We start from the raw sequence: 20270 nt of genomic DNA on the forward strand, positions 1-20270 counted from the left end.
GGGATAACTATGAATAGATTAAATCTTTTAACACTCGGAACAAAAGATATTGTAAAGTCTCATAATTTTTTTAAAAGTCTAGGATTTCATACATCGATTAGAGGAACAGAATCAAACCCTGCAATTATTTTCTTCAAAAATGAAGGTACTAGAATTGCACTGTATCCATTGGAAGAGCTTGCAAAAGATATTAATAAAGAGAACCCACCAGCTATTTCAAATGGTTTTACAGGAATTACACTCGCTTATAATGCTAAATCAATTGAAGAAGTTGATGAAATAATCAATAAAGCCAAATCTGCTGGTGCAATCATTCAAAAAGAGCCTAAAAATACTGATTGGGGCGGTTACGGTGGATATTTCACAGATCTTGACGGCTACTATTGGGAAGTTGCTTACGGTGAAGATTGGGAATTCGACGAATCAAATATGTTAGTTATTAAAGATCAGCAAGCCACTTGATGAAAATGATCAAGAAAGTTTGTTCCAGCAGCTCGAAGTTTAAATTAAGTTAACTAGATTCTAAAGTATTGCTGCGTATAAATTGCAAGTTAGATTTAATTATTAATAAGCATATACAATTAAATATTTATTTAATTAAAAAACGCCTTGAGTTAGCTGGATTTAGACAAAAATAAATTCAACTAACTCAAGGCTTAATTTTGCATTTTGTCTCACTGTTATAAGTATACTTTTGAAACGAGATACAACTTCCTATAATATATATTATGACCGTGTCCCTAAAATGTATTGTACTATATATGTCCTTCTCATTCCCTTACGAATTCCTCTTCAATTTTAATATCTAAATCGAATATAGATTTTTGAGCTTGATATAAACAACTTCTTATCCATTTACAACAAGACTTGTTGCTTTTTTTTTAGATAATCAACAAGTCTTGTCTTTCAAATATTGTAATTAAATATAGCTTTCATTTCTTTTTTAAATCTAACCCTCATTATCATTAAATATTCATCTTATGACGATTCATCGAGTTGTTTACATTATTTTATAAGCATGTATCGTTTATTTTTTGTAATAAAGAACATGGAAATAATTAATATGATTACTATTGGGGCCAATAATTGTAAGGCTAATCCCCAATCTAAATAATTGTTCAAGTAATAGAAATTTCGCTGTTTAGATACGATTTGTCCCACTTGAATATATGACGTCGGAAAGTTTTGTACATCCCAGAAATTCCCCACCTTACGACTGAAATAAATATTTTCTCCAAAAATAAGTAGTAAGCCAGCAAATAAGTTAACCATTTCTTGACGAAATATAAGACTTAATAAAACCGCGCCACTTATAATGACAATAATCCATACAAAAAGTAAAATGGCCGATTTCGATAAAAATTGAGCTAATGTCATCATTTCAAATTTGCCATCTTTTAAGTAGTCTAAATGAGCTGCATACTCTGGCGATGGTAAATGGAAATGTCCAAAGCTATTTTGGAAGCCTATAACAAGGAAACCTAATCCTAATGGAACAAGTAAAGCACAGGAACCTATAAACACGACAATCATTTTGACAAGCAGCTTTCTCCAGTCAGTTATAGGAATTCCTTTAATAATGGATGGATGACGTCGATCTTTAGTTACGATATCTACAGCCAAAAGCAAGACACAAACAAATAGGATGATTGGTAGAATATCTTTTAAAAGACGTTCCAATGTTTGAAATGCTGTCCTTTGTTCAAATGCATCAATAGTTAAATCATAATCTGCTTTCGAATAAGCATCATAGCGAGCCACTTGTTCTAAATAAGCATAAAAGGCATCTTCATCAGCATATCCGTCATTGTTAATATAGTACTTAGGGTTATATGAAAATAATTCATTTCTATATGTAGTAGCGTTCGTAATATAATACCAATCACGCGTCAATTCAGCATATTTTGTTAAATCTCCTTCTTCTAAAGCATCTAGTCTTCCTTTATCAATAGGATTAATGGCTTTAAAGACATCGATCGCATACAGTAAAGAAGGATGTGCGCCTTTTAAATCCTGCCCTTCGATTCCATCCAGAAACTCCTGACGCGTTAAATAACGTGCCTCAATTTCATTCTTGTTTACACTTTCTATTGGATCGTAATTAGGGACAATTTGAATTACATAAAATAGTGTCGTGAAAGTAAGCAGAAAATACACAGCCAAGTTTTTTATGTTTAAAAAAAAATGTTTCAACTCAATTTTAAAATAGTTCCACACGAAGTTGATTCCCCCTATCCTTTACTAATTTTTCAGTATATTGGCCACCCACTCCGTTCTGGAAACTGGTTTAATCATAGATGAATTATTTTAACTTAACTGAATTTACACATAATATACCATATATTTGCAAAAAAAATAAACCTTGGTATTCTATTCATTTTAACGAAAGTTATAAAGACAAATAATGTACATGGACAAAACTTTCTTGTCTTTATAGAAATTTGAACAAGCACCTCCTGGTCGATTGTTAATGATTCATATCAAAATACATTTTTTAAATGCTCTTTGCATATTATCTGGCAAAATAAAAGGACATAACATATTTTATCTGAATAATATGTTATGTCCTTTTATTGTTTAGACAGTACTGAATGGAATATTACCTGTATTTGAGAGTGTTCCATGCCACTCCCGTTAACGATGATAGGAAATTTCTAGCGTTATAATTTGTATAGTTTTATGATTGAATTTATTAAAAAGAACTTAAAGTATAAGTCGAATAAAATTCTCATTCATTTTTTCACCTTACTATTTGGGTTTAAACACTACTGCCTTTTCAAGGCCAGCATACATATAGGCGAAATAATTGTACCGAGGCCAATGACCGTAAAAGCTATTCCCCAACTAAATGATTGTAATAAGAAGCCAAATATCATGGGAGAAAAAATGGTTACTGTAAATCCAATAACTGACTGGACACCTAAAGCTAATCCAATGACTTCCGGATCAGAGACGTTTGTTATCGCTACATTATAAATGGGTGAATCTGCTACAATCGAAAAACCATAAATCAATAGCAATATGAACATAAGGATCATAGGAACAAAATCTAACCAGCCAATCATTAGTGAACACGAAATACTAATAATTAAAAAGAAGTTTGCCACTTTAATATGACCGAACTGATCAGATAGCTTTCCCCCCACATATGTTGCAATTCCTCCGACCATTATGACGAGCGCACCAGTAATATTTCCATACCGAATCGCTTCCGTTTGTGCTAATCCTTGAACGCCAAAATAATAAACTAGAAATGGACCGATCCATGCCCACATTGCATATAATTCCCATGAATGCCCTGCATAGCCTGCGTTGACGAGAAGATTTTTCTTTTTCAACACTTTTTTCATTACATTCCATTGAAATTTAAGTGCATTCTCCCCACTTTTTAGATCAGGAATCTTTATATAAACCATTATCATTGAACCGATAATACTTAAACAAGATGTAATGAATATGACACCTTGCCAACCAATGTATTCGATTAAAAATCCCGAAACGAGCAATGAAAATCCGGAACCTACCACTAATGAGCCTACATATATTCCTACTGCCTCGCCTCTTTTATGTACAGGGAATAAATCTGTCAAAATTCTCATTCCCGGCACATAGATCCCTGCTATACCAATCCCTGAAATCATTCTTAACAACAATGTCAGCCAAAACCCCTCTGCCAAAATGGCAAAAGCAATTCCTGAAATGCCAGCTATTAATGCTCCTATTACAATAAAGTACTTAGGATTATATTTGTCTATTAATAAACTATAAAATATAATAGCCCCGACATAACCGATATGAAAAAAGGCAATAATAATCCCCGATTGTGAAGAGGTTAGCCCCCATTCTTCTTCAATTACAGGCATAACGGCTGAGAAATTGAACCATATTTGCATCGCCAAAAACTGTACAATTGACATACCCCATAATATTTTACTTTTTTTCAAACAGATAATGCTCCTTTCGCATACTGCTTTATATCCTTCGGCGACATTTCGGAACTTTAATATGTAATTATATGTTATAATTTGGAAGATTAATATAAGCAGAAGTAAATTAATACCGATACCGCGCTGGTTGTGGCCTTATTAAGGAATGATGACACCCCATTATAAAGATAGGCTTTTAAAAATGATGTTCTATTTTCTTTAATACAATACTTATATACCATATATTTGTAAAATTTTGAAACTTTGATTATTCTATTAATTATAACAATATTATAAAAAATAAATAGAAAGTGAGATGAGTGTGTATTTCAACAGGAAGAGACTATGCCTTACCTACTACATAGCGTTTAGTTGGTTTAGCATCTTAGGGGGAACATTATGCGGGAATATTTAAAAATAGAATTTAAGCACTTTTTTATGAATAAGAAAAACATATTCATCTACATTCTTTTAACGTTTGCTGCGTTTTTTTATGCGTATAAAGTAGCTCCTGCCTATGATCCGATAGAAAAGGTAGATCGTGAAGAAATCGAAGCGCGTTATTTAACACGACAAGAGTTTATTGAAAGCATAGAGAAACGAGATAATGAAGATATTCACCCTGTGACAATACAGGCCTACCATATGTTCAGTGAAGTCAATCCATTGGACAAAGCCAGATTAGACGCACTTGATACAGTTGATTTGAAAAAATATGCTCAGTTAACAAGCGAATGGTATTTTAAGACAAATTATATGACTTATTACAACGAGCATCTCTCGTACAATTCACGCTACTATATGAAACAACGAGAATTGGCATTTGATCGAGGCTTTTATAATTCGCTAGAGCAATATGCACGGTACGGGGCTTATGCCAAAGCAAATTATAATTTATCCATTAACCAGTTTGAACAACGCACAGCATTACAAACCGTTGAGCGCTTACTAAACGGCCCATTGCCAATTATATTAATTACTTGTGCCTTATTATTGGCAATCGATGTTGTGTTGAAAGACCGCCTTCATCCTTCCGTTTTAAAGGGCTTTCCTTTAACCGACTGGAAAAAGCTGCTTTCGAAAATGTTCGTTGCTTATATTGGCAGTCTGGCATTGTTTGTCCCGTTACTTGTAGGCTTTGTAGTAATCGGTATGCAATCAGGCTTTGGTCATTTTCAGCTACCTTCTCCCGTCTTTACAAACATATCGGAATGGCAACAAGTAGGCAGTTTTGACATGATGACACTCGGTACATTTTTAGCTCAATCACTTGCACTTATTTTGATGTGGTTCCTCGTTGTTATTGCGGTTGTAATACTGTGCAGCGTGTTATTCCGTCATGAAATGGTGAATTTAGCTGTCGGTACTCTTTTAATTTTTGGTGAAAGATTTTATTTAAGTCGTAATGTCGGTTATTTTTGGGATATTGAAAAAGTTCCAACCTCTTATATTCAAGTTGGAAGGATCGTTTCAAAACAATATAACTTTTTCTTAGCAAGTGAATCCTTAGATTACCTTTTAGGCATTCAATTATTAGCGATATCAGCTGCTATTGTACTTATTATTACTCTGCTCATTGCAAAAAATAAACGATTTATGCTCATAAAATAGGCAATGGAGAAGTATAGAGCTCACAAAAAAACTGCCCTTACATTTGTTAGATTTAAACAAGTGTAAGGGCAGTTTAATTTTTTCAATACAATAATTAGCTTATCAGGATTCATGATATCTAGATTTCTTCCCATAACCTAACATTATTTAGTAATTGATTGCTTTCACTAATAGTTAGTTTATATATGTCAGGCTTTGTTGTAGACTTCCAAAAATTAAAATCATAAGTACGATCGAAGTGATGCATAATATTCGACATTATATTTCCATGAATTCCTATGACAATCTTTTTCCCTTTATATTTATGTAATAGTTCATTTAGAGCTGCAAGTCCGCGCTCCTTCACCTCATTGCATGATTCCCCGCCCGGATAAGAGAAATCTGGATTTTCCATTGAATATTTAAACGCTTCGACTGGATCCTCAAATATGTAGTCGGCAGCAGCTAAACAACCTTCTCTAAAACGGTAATCCTTTTCAATTTCTTTATTAATCAATTTCGATAAACTTTCTACAGTTTGAATTGCTCTTACATATGAGCTGGATACGATATGATCAATGGATTCCGAACTTAATATTTCTTTTACTTTTTCAGCATCTTTTCTACCTTTATCAGATAAGCCTCTAAATTCTTCGTTTTCTATATCAAAAACTGAATGGGCGTGTCTTACAAGATATATTTCCGTATTCATTCTATAATTTCTCCTAATCGTTCAAATTTCTATTGTAAAGATCAGTAAGGTCTTTTATATAATATAAAGTGAAATCGTCCGTTATATCTACTTCAAAGAAATATAGCGTTTCGGTTGCTACATCAATAATTTCTATTTCAAAAAGCCCCATTCCAAAGCGATAGTTGATTTCTTTTGGTTCCAAATTTTCTTTATTTATATCGTAATTAGTTTCAATATTATTTTCTGCATAGAAGTATGCGACTGCTTCTTTGGATTTTGAATTAAAATAATAGTTACTAATAAAAATAACTAATATGCAAAATAGGACATTCAATAAAATTATTTTTTTCATACCCTCCTCCCAATTATGGCTGCTATGTACGCTCGTTCTTGTTTAACATAACAGCTAGACCTTTCTCTTTTACTTGGAGTACATAACATACTTGCTCGTTCATTTTACTAAAAGCCACATTATATTTCGTTAGGTCAATTAAATCTCGATAAGCATTGGGAAGGTCGGTTGTTAAGTGCAGATGTTCAGGTTGATATGGAAAGGGATCATAGGGATTTGGTGAATGTATATATACAGCGTCATATTCTGGGTATGTATCGTTTAACGTAATCCATGCTTGATAAGGTTTCTGAAACGATTCCAACTGTTCAAGCACACGGTCCAACAGCGCTAAATGCCCTTTAATATGCTCCCTTCTTTGTTTCCCACTATCTTTCCCATACCCATAAAAATCTAAATGGTGATGCGTATAGGCGAACCACATGTCTTCTTCAAGGTCTAAATCATACCTATCTATTTTCGACCACATATTACGAAAGTAGCGGCGTTTTCCTCTGAATTTTTTCAAATGTATCCCCCTTTTATGTTCAAAAAGCCATTCACTCTTTTTTAACACTTAAAGTTCTCCTACTAATGTTTTCGCAAATGTAGATGGAAAAAACACTACTTCATATTGTCCTTCTAGCGCCTGCTTCACTTTTTTCGTTAGTTCAGTACCACGATCATTATGCTGTTGCTCCAGCAAAACGCCATTTGGCACAATGCTGTCGTTTTTCCAGTCAATCCATTTCCCATAGTCATAGATCCATTCCTGCAGATCCTGCTTCAATCCTTTTGATAATGTAAAATCCTCTATATCTAAATTTGTAAGACATCGGTCACACCATAATGGATCAGCGCTAATATCTGCCTGCACTCTTAGTTTTTTTAATTTATGACTTTCACAATGTTGCATAGGTGAAATCCCTCCTTTTTACTTGTTTTCCCATCATTAATTATGTATCAAAGTAATTTTATAGCGTCATCTAAAATGAGTTTTGTAAGTTCATGGTCATTAATTACAAAAGGCACCTCAGTTGGTTCAACCCATATACGCGTATTTGATTCGTGTTCACGGAGAAAAGGGAAACATTCATTTACGTCCATTCTATAAAAAGCTTGATAACCGATCATAGGATATTTCCCATGTGGATTAAATGATGGATTTTCTTCATGACTCACTTCAATTGATCCTATGTATTGAATTTCTCCGTTCACATACCCTTCTTCATAAGTTTCTCGCAAAATAGCTTCTTCTAGTTTTTCTCCCGCTTCCAAGTGTCCCCCTGGAAAATTAAAACCTCTGTGTTTAATATCTACTAATAAGATATTGCCATCCTTTATACAAATGGAATGTACACTTGTTACTTTAATAGATTGATTTATTTTCATTCCAGGAATCCATGTAAGTTTCACTTTATTTCCACCCCAATTAACATAAACTGTCTTCATTTAAAAACCTCCTCAAATACGATTAAGATGAGTATCTTGAAATTTAGTTGGATATTTTAATCCAAGACCTAACATTCTATCCATTCCGATATGGGCTATCCAAATTAGGCAAAGCATTATAATACGATCGTTATGTAGTAACAATCCGCAGATCATTAATATTAATGGGATCGAGTATGTATGAAATAAATTATACAGTATGGAACCAACCTTAACGTTTTTTATGTAACCAAGTGCAGAAATGTCTGGAGCTAACAATAACACTAGGAAAATGCCCCAACTAAATTGCAGATGGAAGTAAAAATAAACGCTTAAAGCAAAAACAGCTAATCCCTCCAGTTGCAATATTAATTTATTCAAATACGCCATCCTCCCTTATAATTAGTAGTGTAAGTAATGATTCTCCTCAATAACCAAACTGGTTGTTGCCTATAGGTAACCATTTAAAGTAAAAAAAGTTTAGCATCAAACAAAGGCTAAACTTTTTGTGCTTATTTAATTTGTAATTTTATGCTAGCTTTCCGAACTACTCCAAAAGCTAATGTCCTTCTATTTCTTCTCATACTCATCATAAGGGACATTTTTCTTGTTGGCCATTTGATAAATGAAAATCGAAGCCATTTCCTTATCTTCTCTAACGATCATTTCGTTCCCCGATTTATCGGTAAACTTATAGTTGCCAATTGCTCCTGGTACATATTCTAGTGCAACTTTATCGATTACATCCCATTCCATTTTCTGCGAACCGATTAATTGTTTTTTATACACAACATTTTCATTAATAGCTGTATATGTTTCTGTTGAACTATATAAAGTAACAAATCCAAGAATTAAAACTCCAAAACTTACAATGTATGTGATTGTTTGACGCTTCCAGCTCAGTAGTGCAAATCCAGCAGCTAAAATCGCAAAACCAGTCAAAATAACAATTACATTCGTTTTAAATGAATAAATATAAAAGTTTGAGCGATCTGTTAAAAATAAGTCTGGAACTGTCATCGGTACAAAGATAGCAAAAAGCGGTGAAATAATTATACAAGTAATCGCCACCAATGCAAAAATTAATCTAGGTGAATATTTTTTTAACATGGTCTTCCCCCTATAAAATTTACTTCTTTTCCCATAGTCTATAAAAATGAAAGCGAGAAGTGACGCAATCATAACAATGGTATGGAATAATTATAAAATAAATTGTAAAATTTTTCAATATTTTCAATAAATATGGCTCGTTTTCATAACATGGGGTTACTTTTCTAATAAAATTCCACTTTATTGGTGGGCTGCGGCAAGACAGCGCTAAAGCCACGTGATACGTGACTTTATCACTGCTTTTATTGCCGTTTGCGAGGCCCACCAACTCCAAAATTTTACCCTCGTTATAAAGTGAAGTAAATAACACCTAATCCAGTCGCTTGCGCTATCGCGAGGCGGCAGAGAGCGGAAATGCTATGTTTTATAAGTTTTATTTTTGCAGAAATTCACTTTATGCCAAAGCAGAGTGTCGTGGAGCGAAGGGTTTTTTTAATTTTGTCATCCCAACTTATGGTGATGAATCATAAATATAGATGTCTGTTCTCTTCCTATTTAGAAACACCAAAAACCAGTGCCAAATAAGATTGACACTGGTTTTGTTCTTGGATTACAGAATTAAATTTCCACGCGGTATCTCCAATGTGAATGTTTTACGTCCTCGAAGTTGATATAAGCAACGCTTGCCTCAATGACATCATTTAAGTTGAGTTCATGAGCTTTGGCAAAGTTTTTTAGGCTCTCAAGCAATTCTTTGTCACATGTTGTTCGAAATTCAGTCCGGTCTTTCGGGCGGTTCTGTTTATTGAATACAACAGTTCCAGTTTCTATTAAATTGCTATAGCCATTTTCGAGTAAATATCCAATGTGGGTATCGTATTTTTCGGCCAATTGCTTTAAGTTATTTAAAATTTCCGCGCTTATACGTGTTTTGTAGCGTACTCTTGTTTCATCTGTTGTTTGAATGAGCTTACCGTTATGTAGCTTCCACATTGTCATTCTCCTATCAAAATATAGATATTATCATTATATCCGATGTCCAACAAAATAAAACACTCCTTATGGGATAAGGAGTGTAAAACGTAAAGTTGCGATCGGTAATGCATATTAAGTTGTGAAGGTTTCTTACGATAGTTTAACATTAAATACTACGTGTGAGCTGAAATTTTCAATGGTATATCTCAATTCGTGTATGCATTTCGCTCGCCTAAATTTGGTTGGCATCTTTCGAGAATCTTCGTTAAAGCATTTGGTCCATTAATTGCCTGTAACACTTCTTTAAATATTACTAAAAAACGCATACAACGAAGTTAATAGAAATCATAATTATCTAACTCTAAACTAGTGGTTAATTATTTACTCTTCTTAATGATCGCAACTTTACTTACTAGTAATATACCACCGCCAAAAATAATTAAACCTCTTTGTAACACTTTTTCTTTCAATTTTTTTATGTTTCAAGTATATAATATAGAAACGGGGGTGTCTTATAATGATTAAAATTAAGAAAATAGAATTTATGAAAGTACTTTATGATGATGCATTGGCACAAAATATATTTTCTATTGCTAATATTACATTTACAAACCGAAATCCAATTAATGGTGCCCTCCTGTACTGGCAGCAAAATCAATCCGAAGAACTATATACAAAAGAAGGCGACTATAAGTTTTTTTATGATTTAGCAAAAGCTCAATATTTTGCAGCAGTAAAATTTCCGAAAGACTGTAATTTAACTCGCGACGAGCGTCAGGAGCTTGCTTATTTACTATTAGAAGAGCGTGGAGCAATCGGAACCTACAGCTTTGTATCCACAAAGCCTAAAAAGCTTTTACATGTAAAAGCTGCTTTCGAGTCTATTAATTTTCCATCTGATTTTTCGGTCGCGGATTTTAACAATATTGCAGTAATTAAAAAAATTGAATCGCATGATGAAACACTTTATGAAGAGCTACCTTATGACCGGGCGTTTCTGGAATCCTATTTAGAATGGTGCCGATTAGCGGTGCAAAAGCATCCTTCTAAACTGACAGCCTACTTGCAATACTTACCGTTTTCTTATGTTTGCTATAGTAATGCGTTGTTATCCGAGCAATTTTTAATTGATCATTTACCTGAAGTGGATTTGGAAGCACTTCAATATAATAAGCCAGTACTTGCAAGGCTTACGATGTCATTTAAACGTTATTTAATTACAACTTTAATGGAAAATAAAAAGCGCATTCATCCTGATTTTGTCGATCAATTAGATGATTTTATTGAAAGCAATGCTTTTTACAGTTCCTATGATGTCATTTATCTTCCGGAGGCTGATGAGATTCCGGATATGGATTTACAGTATTTCGAATATGAACGCGGACCGAATAAGTGGCCTGGCAGTGAACACTTAGTAAAAGGTATTCCTTCGCTTGTGAGCCAGCAGTATAATTCCTACGGGGATAAACGTTTAACAAATGCGGAAATGGATAAAAAGTTAATGGCCTATAATCCACAGCAAAAGCAATTATTTATGGCTATTGCCGAACTCCATTGGTTAAACAAATACAAAAATGAGCTGGATTGGTCGTATATTTGCCAATATAATGTACATTTAAATGAGCAGTTTTTAACTGCCCATATACAATATGTTGATTTTGACGCGCTCGGGCTTAATACAGATATCGCAGTTAATGTCGAATTCTTATCTACGTATTTACACCGTTTTAACCATCAAAAAGCGGTACCTTTAATTATTTGTCATTTAACCGAGCAGTTTTATTTAACGCATAAAGATGATATTAAAGTTGATATTGATTTATTGTACAAATATATGGATTGTATCGATGAAGAGGAATTTATGCGGATTGAAAATTATTTAATTGACTATTAGATTAGCGTATTTGGTGTGAAACATATAATTAGGGGTTGGATAAAGTGTAATAACTTTATCCAACCCCGTTTTGATGTTATACATTTTGAATTTGTTTCGTGAAGTCAATAAGGGTTAATGGATGATTAAAATAAAGCCCCTGCCCATATTGACAGTTGAGCTCCTTTAAAATCGCCAAATCTTCCCCATTTTCAATATTATTAGCTACTACTTCTAATTCCAGGGCATTTGCTAAAGAAATAATGGCAGCTACCATTTTCGCATTTGCCGGTACTAAATTTAATTCGTGAGTGAATGAGTGATCGATTTTTAATGTACTGATTGGAATTTCTCTTAAATAGTTTAAAGACGAATACCCTGTACCGAAATCATCTATTGAAATGGTAATCCCTCTATCATGCAGTTGGTTAATTTTATCGATGAGCTGGATATCTTTATCGAGCATTCCGAGCTCTGATATTTCAATTTCTAAATGATGCGGTGCAAGACTTAATTGTTCCAGCATCGTTGTTAAATCAGTAATAAAATTCGATTCTTTTATTGTCTCGATTGATAGATTGATGGCGATTTTAAAGTTTTCATCTACAAAGGGCTTAAATTCAGCAAGCTGCATTAATGCATTACGTAATACCCAATGATCGATTTGTGTGATTAATCCACATTGTGAAGCAAAAGGTAAGATTTCTTCCTGATTCATCACACCAATTTCTTCATCAATCCATTGAACAATCACTTCGGCTCCGCTAATTCTATTTTTATGTAAATGGTAGATGGGATCATACTGCAGAGCAAATTTATTTTCACGCAATGCTTTATGCAATTTTGTTTCCAATACTAAAAACTGATCATTCGTATTAGGCATTTCTTTTTTATAGACGATATAACTGTTTCCCTTTTTAGCTTTTGCTGCATACATCGCAATGTCTGCAGTTTTCAGTAATTTTGCAGCACTTTCTCCATGTTCAGGATAAATGCTAATACCTAAACTAACGCTTGCAAAAAATTCGTAATCTTCTAAGACGAAACTGTCTTTAAATACATCCAATATTTTAGCCGCCATTTCATGCACTAATGTAACGTCTTCTAATATATAGACAAACTCATCGCCGTTCATTCGATAAAATGAATTGGACTGAATATCAATTTCCGTTAAACGTCTTGCTAATTCTTTTAAAAACATATCCCCAATTTTGTGTCCTAAACTATCATTTATGTTTTTAAAACGATTAACATCAAAAAAACATACGGCAAATTCTTTATTATGACGCAGACTAGTTGAAATTTCATGTTCGATTCGTTTCGATAGACTGCGACGATTAGGTAATCCTGTTAAATCATCATGATAGGCAATATGGGCAATCTTTTTAATGTTTTTTTGAGCGGTAATGTCTGTACGAATGGAAATATATCGTTCAGGTTTCCCGTTCTCCCCCAAAAAAGGAACAATCGTAGTTTTTACCCAATATAATGATCCATCTTTTGCACGATTACATACCTCGCCTTGCCAAGTACCGCCATTTCCTATTGTTCGCCACATTTCTTTGAAAAAAGATTTTGCATGGAAACCCGAATTTAAAATACGATGGTCTTCTCCAATTAATTCCTCTCGAGAATATTTGGAAATCTCGCAAAACTGATCGTTAACCTTCTGTATAATACCCCGCTGATCCGTTACTGCTACAATAGCTGTCTTATCCAATGCAGCTTTTAAATCAACAAGTTGTTCATATGTAAAATCAATCGAAGTTAGTGCTTTAGAGTCCGATGCTCCATGCATAGAAACCTCTCCATTCTGTTCGTTAGAATAACTATATTTTCTATTGATAAAATTATAAATCTAAATACTCTATTTAGCTAACTTTTTATGTAAACGTAGACATTTTAAAAATAGTTAATTACGCATAATTCACAATTTTATCATAATTACATAGTCTAAAAACAATCTCATTAAAAGATTTTTGTTGCTACTATAGTAATGAAAATTTATTTCTTTTAATAGATAAATATATTTATATTGAAATAATAATAAAAAAATAAACCAATCTATATATAAGGATAGACTGATTTATTGGGAGCTATTAAATTGTTGTATGTTGATTTTGTCATCTGTGGTGATGAGCGAGTGATTTACAAATGGAAGGTAAAGTTGGTTCAACGCTGCTTGTATGATATTATTTCATCTCCTGTTGAATTGCGTAGTTGTTATACGCAAGTAATTGCTGTGGTGAAAGCTGATTCACAAAATAACGGAAGTTTACTGGTTCTAGTCCAAATTGTTCACACTTTTCTACATATACGGAATAACCTTGTTCATAATAAATCATAAAATATCCCCCTTTGTACTATAACAGTTTTTATTATATGAATTAACTATATAACAGTTATGTTGTGAATGTCAATGAATTTTCTGAATTTAAGCAAATAAAAAACTACAAAAATGATTTTGTAGTTTAGTTGACATAATATAATTATTTATAAATTATTGAAAGGATTGTTTTTTAGTACTTCTTGTATTTGCTCATCTTCTATATGGGTATAAATTTGAGTTGTTGCAACACTGGAGTGTCCCAATATGTGCTGAAGGCTTCGTATATCTGCACCTGCTTTATACATCATTGTGGCAGAAGTATGCCGCAGCTTATGCGGTGTTAAGCGGTCTTTTGGTGAATCGCTGTTTGCATTAATGACTTTAACGATCCGGGCAATGGATTGTCTGGCAAACCGAGTTCCTTTTTGTGACACGAATAACGGCTCTTTCCCATCACCTTTATATGTATTGCGTTCTAGTAGATATTTTTCGAGTGCTTTCATGCAGGCATCATTTAAGTATACATGTCGCTCTTTGTTCCCTTTTCCGATCACGGTTAGCTTACGGTCATGAATCGAATCTAAATTTAGAGAACATAACTCCGAAACCCGTAACCCCAGATTTAGGAAAAATACCATCATACATTCGTCGCGTGCACTATACGACTGCGCTTGAACCGCTCCGATAAAATCCTTTGCTTCATTATAATTTAAATAAACCGGTGATCTTTTACCTATTTTCGGTGTTTCTAGCTGTTCGGCCGGATTTTCATCAATAAGTCGCCGTTTTCCTTTTAAATATTTGAAAAAGGTTTTTAATGTCGCAACTTTACGAGCGCGGGCTGCAGAAGAATTTCCACGCTGAACTTCACAATACTCCATAAATAAATATAAATCTTCCAAAGAAACTTCCTTCATCATTTCTATTGTTACATCTGAAATATCGATCGTATGTATTAATTCCAATTGTATATCGTGTTCAATCGCTTTTAAAAAGCGCATAAATAAAACTAGTTCATATTCATATTCTTTACGAGTTCTTGGGGACTTGCCCGTAATTGTTGTTAAGTAAATTAAAAAATCTCGCAAAAATTTAGGTAGTGCCATTTCCCGTTTTCATCCTCTCTTCTCTATAATTATAGCATAAAAATGTTCCCAAATATGTATTTGGGAACATTATTGGATAAAACCGCTTATTTGACATGATTTATCGTTAAAATCAGAACAAATGTTCTATAATTGTAATTTCTCTCTCAGACGAAGTGAAATATATCGATGCGGATAGTTGTCCAACTCAAATCGTCTGAGAGCGTTTTTGAAAATGGGCTTTAAGGTTAGGAATTTAGGTTCTCGGGAATATAGAATCTAGGAGGTGAAACGATGAATTCGCAAAAAACCCATTACGTCTTTTATTATCCATTTAATTATCGTCAATATCATTTTGAAAAATTTGAGCAATTATTGAAGCAACATCATTTTTATCATTTTAAAATGGATTATGAAAATGATCTTTATGGAACAGATGTCGAAATTTCTCACCAATTATTAAAGCAATTTTATTACCCGTTCGTAGAAGAAAAATTATTAAATGATGACGTTTCTCATCTCCACTTTAACCGCTACTCGAAAAAGATCCAGGAGCAAGGCGTGATGGTCACAAAATTTGATGAAATTCCTTTTACTTTGTTGAGTGCAGACATTAACCTCTGTCCGTTCGGCATTGGGATTGCAGCGTTAAGAATAGAATTGGAAGAAGAAATAGATATTAATGCAGCGATATCATTTGGACACTACTTTCGCGTGCTGCAGCCGAAAATTGATGAAGAGCTGGGAGCCACTATTCAATATGAGGATTTTACGTTTGAAAATACGGAGGAATTAATATTCAAAAAGATTGCGCCTTTTTTAGAAAAGTTTTTTGTTGATTATTCTGCTATTCATAAAAATATAAGCAAAATACCTTTCTTTGAAGATGAGCGCATGTACGTAAGTGCTTTTTTTCATTTTGAAGAAAATACAAAAATCGATGAATTTCTGCTATATCGCGCCGGTCAGCTGAATGGGCGTGATAGTAATGGAGATCCTTATATATCTAGTACGAATGAGGAATATATAAAACGTTTTATTGATGAACATACGTATCAGCGATGGGCACCACGGTTTTATACCATTACAACTCTTCAAGGCCACATCCAATTAACAAATGTCGATGATGAAAGTATGAAGAAATATCTTGGTAGTTTCCATTCGATTTCCTATTATACTTTACTTATTCATTATTTTTATAAGCTGATGTTATTGAAGTTAATATTTGAACATAGTGAATTGAAATTTTCAAAGGATAAAGATATAGTCGAGGAATTAATTGAACAAATAACAAAGTTTGCTTCCCGGTATTATTTTACCGAAGTCTCGGTACGTACGGAAGGAAAGGAAATATCGAATTATTTCCGGAAAGTGTTTCGTATAGACGGGCTGTATCATGAAACAAAAGAAACGCTTGAGGAACTTTATCGTGTTCAGGAAGATCGATCAGCTGATAGATTAAACAAGCTAATTTTTATTTTAACAATCTTCAGTATGATTTCCGGTATATATGGCATGAACTTAGTCATTGAAATGTTAGGAGAGCCTATCGAACTGTCCGAAATAGTGGACTTCACTTTATTTGAATGGATAGCATTAATACTAGCTATGCTGGGGTTATTCACAATGGCAGCTTTAATCATCAATCAGCTGTTCAACTTTACAACGAGCATCTACGGAAAAGTACAAAGAAAACGACAGCGGTAAATTAAAAGATGGGATAAAGTAAAAGTCACCAAGACTTTACTCTAACCCATCTTTTTTATTGTTACATCATAAAAAAACGATACAAGAAAATAGCTATGATTAAAAACAAGGCTAGTTTCAGTACACCTTTAAATAGTTTGATAAAAAGCAAGAACGCCCCGATAAATAAAATAATAGTAAACCAATCCATTTATTTATACGAACAGCGTAATCGTTTCACCGTTACGCTCTACTTTCCAGTTTGATGATAACATTTCGCGAATTTTCTGTTCCGTCTCTGCTGAAACATTTAATTGCGCCAAGCCATTCCCTGCTTCTAACAGCTCATACTGATCCTCTGTAACTTCAAAACGCATACGCAGCAAATTTTTCAATCCATTAATCGTCATAAACTTCACTTGATAATTCCCTTCAAATGCCTGTTCCAGAACATTCGAGTCTTCTTTTAGCAACGTCACGATTGGTTCAAAGTCCATGTTGTAATCGTTTGTTAAAATGTGTGCCTGATTATTTTCAAGATACTGTTTCACTTGTTCATATGTGTATGGATGTGCTTTTAATAGTTCAATTGTATAAGCTTCCATCATCGAAATAGCCAATGCCTTTCCCCCTATAAATATCATTTACTCTCTTTTTATCTATTTGCTATTGTAGCATAATTTTCATTTCTTTTTGGGGAAACGTTGTTCACGTTCGACTAAAACCCCTTTTCTCGCATAACCAAATTGCCCAAATAACGATTCTGTATCGTGTTGCTGGTCTAATTCCTTTTGGATGGCGTAATATCTTAAATTTGTAGCTGTTACTTTAAATTCCATCTGCTGAGACATCGATTTAAAAATTCTTTCAATCGTTTTTACTGTCAATGGCTCCCCCATCTTGTTCCCTACTCCAAGCCAGACATATGGCGAATGTTCAGTGAGGGGCATAAATTGTTCGGTCAATTGTTTATAGTCATCCAGTAATTCCAGCATTCTTGAAGAAATAGGCAATGACCTAAAACTTTTGGAAGCAAGGACAATGACCTCTTTCGTTTGTTTATGAATATGCTTCCATTCCATACGGACTAACTCTGCTGGTTTGATGCCAAGCTCCGCTACCGTGAAAACAATTGCCGCATTTCTTAATGCCAGCCATTCATGTTCAGCGTTTTGTGCGATGTCATATTGATAGGGCCAATAGGATAGTGTCCGTTTAAACTGCTTTTCTTTTAAAACGTCAAGCTCTGTATCTAGCTTTGCTAAAGGTTGGATCAATTCTTCATTATACGCGGTTATAACACCTCTTAATTGTAAAAAGGTTGAAAATTGACGAATTGCCGCGAATTTCCGGTTTATTGTATTCACCTTTTGATAGGTTTCCTGAATTTCCTTTGAATAAAGTTTCAATGCTTCATTTATGTGCTCGGTATGCTGAGTCATATCAGCAAACTGCTTCGCATCTAACGTATATTGTTTCTTCGTATAAAACGACTTGTTAAGTGACATTAAATAAGTTTCGAAAGCTTTCACATATGTGTCATACATAAACATCGCTCCCTTCAACCATATTGTACCATTCTATTAATTAGTTTTAACATGATAAGAGTATAGATTTGCTTAACATATCATTGTTTTTCTTGAAAATTCTTAATTAAATGTTAATGATTTAATAATCGTCTATAATAATTGGTATAAAAGATTTAAGGGGGATATTTATGCAAGTGCGTACGACAAGGCTTGAAGCAGAAGAAGCAAAAATTATTTATCAGGAGACAGCTGGAATGGCCATTATTACAATTCATCGACCACAGCTCAAAAATGCGTTAACGGCTAATATGTGGGATCAATTAGCTAACATTGCACTAAAGACTTTGGAAAATCCTAAAAATAAAGTGTTGCTATTACGCGGTTCTGGAGAGAATTTTACCGCGGGTTCTGATATTAAAGAATTCAATTCAATTTCCTTGGAAAAAGCCGAAGAAGCTTTTGTACATATGGAAAAAACAATTTCTACAATTGAAAATTTACCATTACCTGTTATCGGTGTCATTAATGGACCGGCAATGGGTGCTGGGTTAGAGCTTGCACTTGCATGTGACATCCGCATTGGTTCGGATAAAGCAAAAATGGGGATTCCTGTTGGAAAGCTTGGTATCACATTAAACAATAAATTTGCTAAGCGTTTAGTTGATTTAGTCGGACCTTCTGCAACGAAGGATTTTGTATTTACTGGTCGTATGTATAAAGCGGACGAAGCATATAAAGCAGGCATGCTGAATTACTTAGTGGCCGAAAAGGATTTGAACCGCTTTGCCATACGCATGGGTAAATTAGTGGCTGGAATGTCACCCGATTCACTACTTGCTGTAAAGCGTTCTGTGAAAGAGTGTGTCGATTCATCACCAGCTCTATGGGAAGGATCTTCACCGTTCGTTTCTCAAACCGATTTCCCTGAAGGTGTACGCGCCTTTGTTGAAAAACGTCAACCTGTTTTTACTAGACAACAACGTAAATAAAATAGCAAAACGCCGCAAATTAGATTTCAAAATTTGCGGCGTTCTTCATTTAGTGATGAGTTTTTAAAACGGTAATTCCGAAATTTCTTCCCGAATTGTCCGAATATGGTCTTCCATAAGTGATTTCGCTTTTTCACTTTCACCTCGGCTAATAGCCAAATAGATTGCTTTATGCTCATCAAATGTACGCGTAATATTTGCTTTTGATGATAATCGATGTTTGCGCGTTGCTTCAATCGTATTTTGCATGTGCGGTTCTAATGACGCAATTAGTTGTTCAAGTACGCTATTATGAGTCGATTTTGCGATTGCCATATGGAAGTTCAAGTCTGCCTGCAGTCCAGTCTCTTCATTATCATCTGCTGTCTTCATCGCTTCAACTGATTGTGCAATTTTTTCAAGATCATGACCATCAGCTCGTAATGCCGCAAGTGCCGCACATTGAGATTCTAGAATCAGCCTTAATTCAAGCATCTCATATAAGACGACTTTATCTGTTTTTAATAATACATTTGATAACTGGTCCTGTACTTGATGAAGAGAAGTATTTTTAATAAATGTCCCATCACCTTGACGGATTTCCACTACATCACTGACTTCTAATAATCGTAGTGCCTCTCGTATCGACGTGCGACTTACGCTATAGAGCGCGGCAAGTTCCCGTTCAGGAGGCAATTTATCGCCAACCTTTAAATGACCGGCAGCAATTTCTTGTTGTATTTTTTGGAATATGATTTCATAAACCTTTTGTTTGTTTGTTGAAGTCACCGGATTCACACCTT

At 34.1% G+C, this 20270-nt stretch carries 21 protein-coding genes; 5 read left to right on the forward strand and 16 right to left on the reverse strand.

What is annotated here, in order from left to right:
- Window positions 1-9 precede the first annotated feature (9 nt).
- Entirely contained in the window at window positions 10-462 is a 453-nt protein-coding gene (locus NYE67_RS09175; RefSeq protein ID WP_340727902.1) for a VOC family protein, read from the forward strand.
- Window positions 463-1005: 543 nt separating this feature from the next.
- Here the strand turns inward: NYE67_RS09175 and NYE67_RS09180 are convergent.
- The gene (locus tag NYE67_RS09180; protein ID WP_340729820.1) at window positions 1006-2217 is read right to left on the reverse strand and encodes an ABC transporter permease; all 1212 of its coding nucleotides are present in this window, start codon (window positions 2215-2217) and stop codon (window positions 1006-1008) included.
- A gap of 548 nt (window positions 2218-2765) precedes the next feature.
- On the reverse strand, window positions 2766-3944 hold the full coding sequence (locus NYE67_RS09185) for an MFS transporter (RefSeq protein WP_340729821.1): 1179 nt from the start codon (window positions 3942-3944) through the stop codon (window positions 2766-2768).
- A gap of 381 nt (window positions 3945-4325) precedes the next feature.
- Between NYE67_RS09185 and NYE67_RS09190 the strand changes: the two genes are divergently transcribed.
- On the forward strand, window positions 4326-5537 hold the full coding sequence (locus NYE67_RS09190) for an ABC transporter permease (RefSeq protein WP_340729822.1): 1212 nt from the start codon (window positions 4326-4328) through the stop codon (window positions 5535-5537).
- Between the two features lie 118 nt (window positions 5538-5655).
- Here NYE67_RS09190 and NYE67_RS09195 read toward each other — a convergent pair whose 3' ends face one another.
- From NYE67_RS09195 to NYE67_RS09230, 8 genes are all read right to left on the reverse strand, one after another.
- A complete protein-coding gene (locus tag NYE67_RS09195; protein WP_340729823.1) occupies window positions 5656-6228 on the reverse strand; it encodes a histidine phosphatase family protein in 573 nt (190 codons plus the stop codon).
- Between the two features lie 13 nt (window positions 6229-6241).
- A complete protein-coding gene (locus NYE67_RS09200; RefSeq protein WP_339216584.1) occupies window positions 6242-6562 on the reverse strand; it encodes a histidine kinase in 321 nt (106 codons plus the stop codon).
- 22 nt (window positions 6563-6584) lie between these two features.
- Entirely contained in the window at window positions 6585-7070 is a 486-nt protein-coding gene (locus NYE67_RS09205; RefSeq protein WP_339216585.1) for a hypothetical protein, read from the reverse strand.
- 48 nt (window positions 7071-7118) lie between these two features.
- Window positions 7119-7457: a hypothetical protein gene (locus tag NYE67_RS09210; protein ID WP_340729824.1), complete on the reverse strand. Its 339-nt coding sequence runs from the start codon at window positions 7455-7457 to the stop codon at window positions 7119-7121.
- A gap of 47 nt (window positions 7458-7504) precedes the next feature.
- Complete coding sequence (locus NYE67_RS09215) at window positions 7505-7993, reverse strand: NUDIX domain-containing protein (RefSeq protein ID WP_340727908.1); 489 nt, start codon at window positions 7991-7993, stop codon at window positions 7505-7507.
- A 12-nt stretch (window positions 7994-8005) separates the two neighbouring features.
- Window positions 8006-8362, reverse strand: coding sequence for a DUF4260 domain-containing protein (locus NYE67_RS09220; RefSeq protein WP_445683012.1), 357 nt, complete (start codon window positions 8360-8362; stop codon window positions 8006-8008).
- A 180-nt stretch (window positions 8363-8542) separates the two neighbouring features.
- Complete coding sequence (locus tag NYE67_RS09225; protein ID WP_340729825.1) at window positions 8543-9082, reverse strand: ATP-dependent exonuclease; 540 nt, start codon at window positions 9080-9082, stop codon at window positions 8543-8545.
- Window positions 9083-9640: 558 nt separating this feature from the next.
- On the reverse strand, window positions 9641-10015 hold the full coding sequence (locus NYE67_RS09230) for an rRNA methyltransferase (RefSeq protein ID WP_340729826.1): 375 nt from the start codon (window positions 10013-10015) through the stop codon (window positions 9641-9643).
- Window positions 10016-10514: 499 nt separating this feature from the next.
- On the opposite strand from NYE67_RS09230, the gene NYE67_RS09235 reads away from it, so the two are divergent.
- Window positions 10515-11891, forward strand: coding sequence for a nucleoside-diphosphate sugar epimerase (locus NYE67_RS09235; protein ID WP_340729827.1), 1377 nt, complete (start codon window positions 10515-10517; stop codon window positions 11889-11891).
- A gap of 76 nt (window positions 11892-11967) precedes the next feature.
- Here NYE67_RS09235 and NYE67_RS09240 read toward each other — a convergent pair whose 3' ends face one another.
- From NYE67_RS09240 to NYE67_RS09250, 3 genes are all read right to left on the reverse strand, one after another.
- Window positions 11968-13668, reverse strand: coding sequence for a putative bifunctional diguanylate cyclase/phosphodiesterase (locus tag NYE67_RS09240; RefSeq protein WP_340729828.1), 1701 nt, complete (start codon window positions 13666-13668; stop codon window positions 11968-11970).
- A 394-nt stretch (window positions 13669-14062) separates the two neighbouring features.
- A complete protein-coding gene (locus NYE67_RS09245; RefSeq protein WP_191699001.1) occupies window positions 14063-14215 on the reverse strand; it encodes a transcriptional regulator in 153 nt (50 codons plus the stop codon).
- 148 nt (window positions 14216-14363) lie between these two features.
- A complete protein-coding gene (locus NYE67_RS09250) occupies window positions 14364-15305 on the reverse strand; it encodes a tyrosine recombinase XerC (protein WP_340729829.1) in 942 nt (313 codons plus the stop codon).
- Between the two features lie 273 nt (window positions 15306-15578).
- Between NYE67_RS09250 and NYE67_RS09255 the strand changes: the two genes are divergently transcribed.
- A complete protein-coding gene (locus NYE67_RS09255) occupies window positions 15579-16991 on the forward strand; it encodes a sugar phosphate isomerase (RefSeq protein ID WP_340727915.1) in 1413 nt (470 codons plus the stop codon).
- A gap of 194 nt (window positions 16992-17185) precedes the next feature.
- Here the strand turns inward: NYE67_RS09255 and NYE67_RS09260 are convergent, their stop codons facing one another.
- Window positions 17186-17590: a hypothetical protein gene (locus NYE67_RS09260; protein ID WP_340729830.1), complete on the reverse strand. Its 405-nt coding sequence runs from the start codon at window positions 17588-17590 to the stop codon at window positions 17186-17188.
- Between the two features lie 63 nt (window positions 17591-17653).
- Window positions 17654-18517, reverse strand: coding sequence for a tyrosine-type recombinase/integrase (locus NYE67_RS09265; RefSeq protein WP_340729831.1), 864 nt, complete (start codon window positions 18515-18517; stop codon window positions 17654-17656).
- A 170-nt stretch (window positions 18518-18687) separates the two neighbouring features.
- Between NYE67_RS09265 and NYE67_RS09270 the strand changes: the two genes are divergently transcribed.
- The gene (locus tag NYE67_RS09270) at window positions 18688-19488 is read left to right on the forward strand and encodes an enoyl-CoA hydratase/isomerase family protein (RefSeq protein WP_340727918.1); all 801 of its coding nucleotides are present in this window, start codon (window positions 18688-18690) and stop codon (window positions 19486-19488) included.
- A 63-nt stretch (window positions 19489-19551) separates the two neighbouring features.
- Here the strand turns inward: NYE67_RS09270 and NYE67_RS09275 are convergent, their stop codons facing one another.
- A complete protein-coding gene (locus NYE67_RS09275) occupies window positions 19552-20256 on the reverse strand; it encodes a FadR/GntR family transcriptional regulator (protein ID WP_340727919.1) in 705 nt (234 codons plus the stop codon).
- Window positions 20257-20270 lie beyond the last annotated feature (14 nt).

It is taken from the genome of Solibacillus sp. FSL W8-0474 (genome assembly GCF_038004065.1).
GTDB classification, from domain to species: Bacteria; Bacillota; Bacilli; order Bacillales_A; family Planococcaceae; genus Solibacillus; species Solibacillus faecavium.